Raw genomic sequence first — 1,056 nt, forward strand, 5'->3', positions numbered from 1 at the left:
GATCAGAGCGAGCGCGGCGCCCACGACGTCGCGGTACGGGAAATTCCGCTCCTCGGCGCGCTGCGGGGATCCGATGACGTCATCTCCTTCGGCGAAAGTCGCACTCGCGCCCAGCATAACGACGGAGGATTGACTGCATGACCGCAATGAGTGCACGCGAACCGGCCCGCGCGGACGTCGCCGTGATCGGCGGGAGCGGCTTCTACTCGTTCTTCGACGAGGACGCTGCGGAAGTCACGATCGACACTCCGTACGGCAACCCCAGCGCCCCGATCACGGTCGGCGACGTGGAGGGCAGGCAGGTCGCGTTCCTCCCCCGCCACGGCGCCCGGCACGAATTCGCGCCCCACACAATCCCGTACCGCGCGAACCTGTGGGCGCTGCGCACGCTGGGCGTGCGGCAGGTGTTCGCACCCTGCGCCGCCGGCAGCCTCACCCCCGACCTGGGCCCGGGCTCGATGGTCGTGCCCGACCAACTGGTCGATCGCACCAGCGGCCGCACGCAGACGTACTTCGACGGAGGCGGCGTGCACGTCCAGTTCGCCGACCCGTACTGCTCCGACCTGCGCAAGGCCGCCGCCCGGCCGGGCACCGTGGAGGGCGGTGTGCTGGTGGTGGTCGAGGGGCCACGGTTCTCGACCAGGGCGGAGAGCGTGTGGTTCGCCCGGCAGGGCTGGACCCTCGTCAACATGACGGGCCACCCCGAGGCGGTCCTCGCCCGGGAACTCGAGATGTGCTACGCCACCATCGCTTTGGTCACCGATCTCGACGCGGGGATCGAGTCGGGGGACGGTGTGCGCGCCGTGGACGTGTTCGCCGAGTTCCAGCGCAACCTCGGGCCCCTGAAGACGCTGGTGCGGTCCGCGATCGCCGCCGCCCCCGAAGGCCCCTGCGAAACCTGCCGCGTCCACGAGGGTGTGAACCTGCCGATCGAGCTGCCATGACGGAAACACGGGTACTACTCACTGGTGCAGCCGGATTCATCGGCAGCCACGTCCGCACCGCGCGGACCGACGCCGGCCACGACGTCGTGGCCGTGGACGCGCTGCTCCCGTC

Annotated in this window: 1 protein-coding gene; it reads left to right on the forward strand. The window is 70.3% G+C overall.

From position 1 onward, the window contains the following. Window positions 1-137: 137 nt before the first annotated feature. On the forward strand, window positions 138-944 hold the full coding sequence (locus ACFWJO_RS40870) for an S-methyl-5'-thioadenosine phosphorylase (protein ID WP_128640206.1): 807 nt from the start codon (window positions 138-140) through the stop codon (window positions 942-944). The last annotated feature ends 112 nt before the right edge of the window (window positions 945-1,056 follow it).

This window comes from Streptomyces sp. NPDC127092 (assembly GCF_042722475.1).
Taxonomy (GTDB): Bacteria; Actinomycetota; Actinomycetes; order Streptomycetales; family Streptomycetaceae; genus Streptomyces.